The 6,251-nt window shown below is 67.8% G+C and carries 8 protein-coding genes; all 8 read right to left on the bottom strand.

Annotated features, from left to right (window positions below; genetic code table 11):
• Positions 1-129: 129 nt before the first annotated feature.
• Positions 130-1,152, bottom strand: a complete 1,023-nt coding sequence (locus LCE31_RS08570; RefSeq protein ID WP_030283432.1) for a DNA-directed RNA polymerase subunit alpha — start codon at positions 1,150-1,152, stop codon at positions 130-132.
• Between the two features lie 119 nt (positions 1,153-1,271).
• Complete coding sequence (gene rpsK, locus LCE31_RS08565; RefSeq protein WP_003956432.1) at positions 1,272-1,676, bottom strand: 30S ribosomal protein S11; 405 nt, start codon at positions 1,674-1,676, stop codon at positions 1,272-1,274.
• Between the two features lie 79 nt (positions 1,677-1,755).
• The gene (gene rpsM, locus LCE31_RS08560; RefSeq protein ID WP_225013404.1) at positions 1,756-2,136 is read right to left on the bottom strand and encodes a 30S ribosomal protein S13; all 381 of its coding nucleotides are present in this window, start codon (positions 2,134-2,136) and stop codon (positions 1,756-1,758) included.
• 177 nt (positions 2,137-2,313) lie between these two features.
• Positions 2,314-2,427, bottom strand: coding sequence for a 50S ribosomal protein L36 (gene rpmJ, locus LCE31_RS08555; protein WP_030903823.1), 114 nt, complete (start codon positions 2,425-2,427; stop codon positions 2,314-2,316).
• A 54-nt stretch (positions 2,428-2,481) separates the two neighbouring features.
• Positions 2,482-2,703, bottom strand: a complete 222-nt coding sequence (infA, locus tag LCE31_RS08550; RefSeq protein WP_003956442.1) for a translation initiation factor IF-1 — start codon at positions 2,701-2,703, stop codon at positions 2,482-2,484.
• Positions 2,704-2,974: 271 nt separating this feature from the next.
• Positions 2,975-3,811 carry a type I methionyl aminopeptidase gene (gene map, locus LCE31_RS08545; protein ID WP_225013403.1) on the bottom strand — a complete coding sequence of 279 codons (837 nt, stop codon included), beginning with the start codon at positions 3,809-3,811 and terminating at the stop codon, positions 2,975-2,977.
• A gap of 264 nt (positions 3,812-4,075) precedes the next feature.
• Positions 4,076-4,735 (bottom strand): adenylate kinase, encoded by a 660-nt coding sequence (locus LCE31_RS08540; protein ID WP_225013402.1) that lies wholly within the window; start codon positions 4,733-4,735, stop codon positions 4,076-4,078.
• Positions 4,735-6,048, bottom strand: coding sequence for a preprotein translocase subunit SecY (gene secY / locus LCE31_RS08535; RefSeq protein WP_225013401.1), 1,314 nt, complete (start codon positions 6,046-6,048; stop codon positions 4,735-4,737). Before secY ends, LCE31_RS08540 begins: the two co-directional genes overlap by 1 nt.
• Positions 6,049-6,251 lie beyond the last annotated feature (203 nt).

Here is a 6,251-nt window from a genome sequence, read left to right as displayed (position 1 = left end):
CCTTTTTTGGCTCCCGGGCCGTTACCTGGGCGGGGGGGCGGGGGGGGGGGGGGGCCCCCCCGGGGGGGGGGCGGGGGGGGCCCGGGGGGGGCGGGGGGGCGGGCGGGGCCGCGCGCCAACCCCGCGTACTCAGTACTGCTCGGTCTCCACGAAGCCGGCGTCCGCGTCGTCCTCCGCGCCGAACGCGTCGGCGGCGGCGGTCGGGTCGAATCCGGGCGGGCTGTCCTTGAGCGCCAGGCCCATGCCGGCCAGCTTCGCCTTGACCTCGTCGATCGACTTCGCGCCGAAGTTGCGGATGTCGAGCAGGTCCGCCTCGGAGCGGGCGACGAGCTCGCCCACCGAGTGGATGCCCTCGCGCTTGAGGCAGTTGTACGACCGGACGGTGAGTTCCAGCTCCTCGATCGGCAGCGCGAGGTCGGCGGCGAGCGCCGCGTCCGTCGGCGACGGGCCCATGTCGATGCCCTCGGCGTCGATGTTGAGCTCGCGCGCCAGGCCGAACAGCTCGACCAGCGTCTTGCCCGCGGACGCCATGGCGTCACGGGGCCGCATGGCCTGCTTGGTCTCGACGTCGACGATCAGCTTGTCGAAGTCGGTGCGCTGCTCGACACGGGTCGCCTCGACCTTGTACGTGACCTTGAGCACGGGCGAGTAGATGGAGTCGACCGGGATACGGCCGATCTCCTGGCCCACCTGCTTGTTCTGGACGGCGGAGACGTAGCCGCGACCGCGCTCGACGGTCAGCTCCATCTCCAGCTTGCCCTTGGCGTTCAGCGTGGCGAGCACCAGGTCGGGGTTGTGCACCTCGACACCGGCAGGCGGCGCGATGTCCGCGGCGGTGACCAGGCCGGGGCCCTGCTTGCGCAGGTACATCACGACCGGCTCGTCGTGCTCCGAGGAGACGACCAGCTGCTTGATGTTGAGGATGAGGTCGGTCACGTCCTCCTTGACGCCCGGCACGGTGGTGAACTCGTGCAGGACCCCGTCGATCCGGATGCTGGTGACAGCGGCACCGGGGATCGAGGAGAGGAGGGTGCGGCGCAGGGAGTTGCCGAGGGTGTAGCCGAAGCCCGGCTCCAGCGGCTCGATGACGAACCGGGAGCGGTACTCGTCGACGACCTCTTCGGTCAGCGACGGACGCTGAGCGATAAGCATGGATGAATCCTTCTGTTGGGGGCGCCCGCTATTTGACGCCCTTCAGTACTACAAGGGTACGGGCGACCCGGCGCGAACATGTTCGCGTCGTGCCGCCCGTGACCCGAGAGGTGCCTGCCTCAGACGCGGCGGCGCTTGGGCGGACGGCAGCCGTTGTGCGGGGTCGGCGTCACGTCCTGGATCGAGCCCACCTCAAGGCCGGTGGCCTGGAGCGAGCGGATCGCGGTCTCACGGCCGGAGCCGGGACCCTTGACGAAGACGTCCACCTTGCGCATGCCGTGCTCCTGCGCGCGGCGCGCGGCCGACTCGGCGGCCATCTGCGCGGCGAAGGGGGTCGACTTGCGCGAGCCCTTGAAGCCGACGTGGCCGGCGGAGGCCCAGGAGATCACGTTGCCCGAGGGGTCCGTGATCGAGACGATCGTGTTGTTGAACGTGCTCTTGATGTGCGCGTGGCCGTGAGCGACGTTCTTCTTTTCCTTGCGGCGCACCTTCTTGGCAGCGCCCTGACGTCCCTTAGGGGGCATGTCGGGTTGTCTCCTACGGAGAAGAGGTGGTCGGTCCTACAGCGAAGACCGCTGGTGAAGCGTGATGTCCTGCTGCGGACTACTTCTTGCCCGGCTTCTTCTTGCCGGCGATCGCGCGACGCGGGCCCTTGCGGGTACGCGCGTTGGTGCTCGTGCGCTGCCCGTGGACGGGCAGACCGCGACGGTGGCGCAGCCCCTGGTAGCAGCCGATCTCGACCTTGCGGCGGATGTCGGCGGCGATCTCGCGACGAAGGTCACCCTCGGTCTTGAGGTTCGCGTCCACGTACTCGCGGATCTTGACGAGGTCTTCCTCGGGAAGGTCGCGGACGCGGGTGTCGGGGTTGACGCCGGTGGCGGCGAGCGTCTCCTTGGACCGGGTGCGCCCGATACCGAAGACGTAGGTGAGGGCGACCTCGACGCGCTTTTCGCGCGGAAGGTCAACGCCTGCGAGGCGTGCCATTCATGGCTCCTGTTGGATTCGGAGGTCTGCCGCAGCACCGCTCCCGGATGGCGTCCGGGTCCCCGGCCTCCACCGGGGGTGTCAGCGCCCTGGGGGCGCCGTGCGCTGCGTTGTCACGTGAGCTGCTCGCGTCGCGCGAAGAGTTACGAGAAGTGCGGTACGGGGCGGTAGCCCGCGTCAGCCCTGGCGCTGCTTGTGGCGCAGGTTGTCGCAGATGACCATGACCCGGCCGTTACGGCGGATCACCTTGCACTTGTCGCAGATCTTCTTGACGCTCGGCTTGACCTTCATGGGATTGAGGTTCTCCGGGTCAGTGCGGGAGCCCGCGAGGGGGCACCGCAAGATCTACTTGTATCGGTAGACGATCCGACCGCGCGTGAGGTCGTACGGGGAGAGCTCCACGACGACCCGGTCATCCGGGAGGATACGGATGTAGTGCATCCGCATCTTGCCGCTGATGTGCGCGAGGACTTTGTGACCGTTCTGGAGCTCCACCTTGAACATGGCGTTCGGGAGGGACTCGATCACGGTGCCCTCAATTTCGATGGCACCTTGCTTCTTGGCCACGCTTCGCCCTTCGAATCGGCTACCTTGATCGATTCCGGCCACCGTGTGGGGACACACGGGTGCACCAGAGCCGACGCGTCAGTCTACGGCAGCGCTTCTGAAAAGACGAATCCGTGAAGTGTGCCCACGCACGATGATCCCTAAGCAACCCTTGACGCCCCGCTCACCCGGGTGCGCACGCGTCCCGCCCCCGCACAGGGCCCGCCCCGGCCCCGAGGACCGGGCGCACAGGAACGTTCCTGTGCCCGGGACGGGCAACGGATACCGAGGCTCAGGCCAGCGGGTCCGGCGCCGCCGTCACGCCGAGCTCCGCGAGCTTCGCGCGCCCGCCGTCGACCGCGGTGAGGACCAGCGGCCCCTCCTCGGTCAGCGCGATCGAGTGCTCCCAGTGCGAGGACCAGGTGTGGTCGAGGGTGACCACGGTCCACTCGTCGGGCATGACCTCGGTGTGCGGGGTGCCGAGCGACACCATCGGCTCGATCGCGAGGCAGAAGCCGGGCACCAGCTTGGGGCCCTTGCCGCGCTTGCGCGAGACGTAGTTCAGCAGGTGCGGGTCCATGTGCATGGAGGTCCCGATGCCGTGGCCGCCGTAGTCCTCGATGATCCCGTACTTTCCGCCGCCCGGCTTGGGCTGCCTGCGGATGTACGACTCGATCGCGCGCGACACGTCGATCAGGCGGTTGCCAGTCCTCATCGCGGCGATGCCGGCCCACATGGACTCCTCGGTCACCCGCGAGAGCTCGACGAGCTCCGGCGAGTGCCCGGTGCCGACGAACGCGGTGTACGCGGCGTCGCCGTGCCAGCCGTCCACGATGGCGCCCGCGTCCACGGAGATCAGGTCGCCGTCCTTGAGGACCGTCTTGTCGTCGGGGATGCCGTGGACGACGACGTCGTTGACCGACGTGCAGATCGTCGCGGGGAAGCCGCCGTACCCGAGGAAGTTCGGCTTCGCGCCGTGGTCGGCGAGCACCTTGCGGGCGACCTCGTCGAGGTCCTTGGTGGTCGCGCCGGGCACGGCGGCCTCCGCCGTGGCCGCGTGGACGGCGGCGACGACCAGGCCCGCCTCACGCATCTTCGCGATCTGCTCGGGGTTCTTGATCTCCACCATGTGCGTTCCGCGCCTTCCCACCAGAATCCGTACGCCTGCGTGCCCTGCTCGTCCGTGCTCGTCCGTGCTCGTCGTCGGGGACGGCCCCGGGAGGGGCGCGCCCTGCGTGGGGCCCGGCCCCGTGCACGGCACGGTCCCCGTCAAACGGTACGGCCGTGGTGCCCGTAGGACACCACGGCCGTCACTCACATCAGTGGCCCCGGCGTGAGCCGGAGCCGTCGTTCCCCGGTCCGCGGCGTTCTGCGATCCGGGTGGTGTCCGGTGTTACGCGGCCGCGTCGCGCTTGAGCGCTTCCATCGCCCGCTCGGTCACCTCGGTGACCTTGCCGAGGGCGGAGATGGTGACCACGAGGCCCTGGGTTCTGTAGTGGTCGATGATCGGCTCGGTCTCGCGGTGGTAGACCTCAAGACGCTTGCGCACCGTCTCCTCGTCGTCGTCGGCACGCTGGTACAGCTCGCCGCCGCAGACGTCGCAGACGCCCTCGGTCCTCGGCGGGTTGTACGTCACGTGGAAGACGTGCGCGCTGTCGTTGCGGCAGATGCGGCGGCCGGCGATCCGCTTGACCACCTCGTCCTCCGGGACCTCCAGGTCCAGGACGGCGTCCAGTGCGAGGCCGTCGCCCGCGAGGGACTCGTCGAGCGCCTTGGCCTGGGCCACGTTGCGCGGGAAGCCGTCCAGCAGGAAGCCGTCGGCGGCGTCGGACTCGCCCATCCGGTCGCGCGCCATCCCGATGGTCACCTCGTCGGGCACCAGCTCGCCGGCGTCGATGTATTCCTTGGCCTTCTTGCCGAGCGGGGTGCCCTGGCTGATGTTGGCGCGGAACAGGTCGCCGGTGGAGATGTGCGGGATCGACAGGTTCTTGGCAAGGTACGCGGCCTGCGTACCCTTGCCCGCACCGGGCGGCCCGACGAGGACGATTCGCATCAGCGGAGGAACCCTTCGTAGTTGCGCTGCTGGAGCTGGCTCTCGATCTGCTTCACGGTCTCCAGACCCACACCCACGATGATCAGGATGCTCGTGCCGCCGATCGAGTTGCCCGCACCGCCATAACTCGCCAACGCCACTGTCGGCGCGAGTGCGATCAGCCCCAGGTACAGCGAACCCGGCCAGGTGATCCGGTTGAGCACGTAGCTCAGATACTCGGCGGTAGGCCGACCAGCACGAATACCTGGGATGAAGCCACCATACTTCTTCATATTGTCGGCGACTTCCTCGGGGTTGAACGAGATCGCCACGTAGAAGAAGGCGAAGAACACGATCAACAGGAAGTACGCCGTCACGTAGTACGGGTGGTCACCCTTGACGAAGTTGTCCTGAATCCAGGTTTTCCAGCCCGAGGTGGAGCTGGAGAACTGGGCGATCAGGGCGGGGATGTACAGCAGCGAAGAGGCGAAGATGACCGGGATCACACCGGCCTGGTTCACCTTGAGGGGAATGTACGTCGAGGTTCCGCCGTACGAGCGGCGGCCGATCATCCGCTTCGCGTACTGGACGGGGATGCGCCGTTGCGCCTGTTCGACGAAGACGACGAGCCCGACCATCACGAAGCCGATGAGGATGACCCCGCCGAAGTTGATCCAGCCGCCGGCCAGCGAGCCGCTCTCCTTGATGGACCACAGCGTGCCGGGGAAGCCCGACGCGATGGAGACGAACATCAGGATCGACATGCCGTTGCCGATGCCCTTGTCGGTGATCATCTCACCGAGCCACATGACCATCGCGGTGCCGGACGTCATGGTGATGACCATGGTGATGGTCATGAAGAGCGAATGGTCCGGGACGATGTCCGAGGCCACCGGGCAGCCCTGGAAGAGGGCGCCGCTGCGGGCGGTGGCGACGAGGCCGGTGCCCTGGAGGATGGCCAGCGCGATCGTCAGGTAGCGGGTGTACTGCGTGATCTTCGTCTGACCCGACTGGCCCTCCTTCTTGAGGGCTTCGAGCCGGGGGATCACGACGGTCAGCAGCTGGAGGATGATGCTCGCGGTGATGTACGGCATGATGCCGAGCGCGAACAGGGTGATCTGGAGCAGCGCCCCGCCGCTGAACATGTTCACCAGGCCGAACAGACTGCTGTTGCCCTTCTGGGCGGCGCTGACACACGTCTGCACGTTCTCGTAGCTCACCCCGGGGATCGGGATGTGCGCGCCGAGCCGGTACAGCACGATGATGCCCAGCGTGAAGAGCAGCTTCTTGCGCAGGTCGGGCGTCCTGAACGCCCGGGCGAACGCGGTGAGCACGGTGCCTCCTGCGACCCCCGCGCCAGTGCGTCAGAGGTGACGGTCTTGAGGATCGACGGATTCGGGTGCCGGGACCAAACCCCGCTGTGGCGGTCGGGGGACCCGGTGGGTGGAGCAACAATCCACGCCACCATACCGGCGGCAGTGGCTCCGGCGGAACGACCAACCGGGGATACCCCTTTCACAGAGGCATCCCCGGTCGG

It is taken from the genome of Streptomyces sp. 8L, assembly GCF_020176795.1.
Classification (GTDB): domain Bacteria; phylum Actinomycetota; class Actinomycetes; order Streptomycetales; family Streptomycetaceae; genus Streptomyces.
The sequence above is the reverse complement of the archived record's forward strand: the minus strand, read 5'-3'. Positions and strand labels throughout refer to the sequence as shown.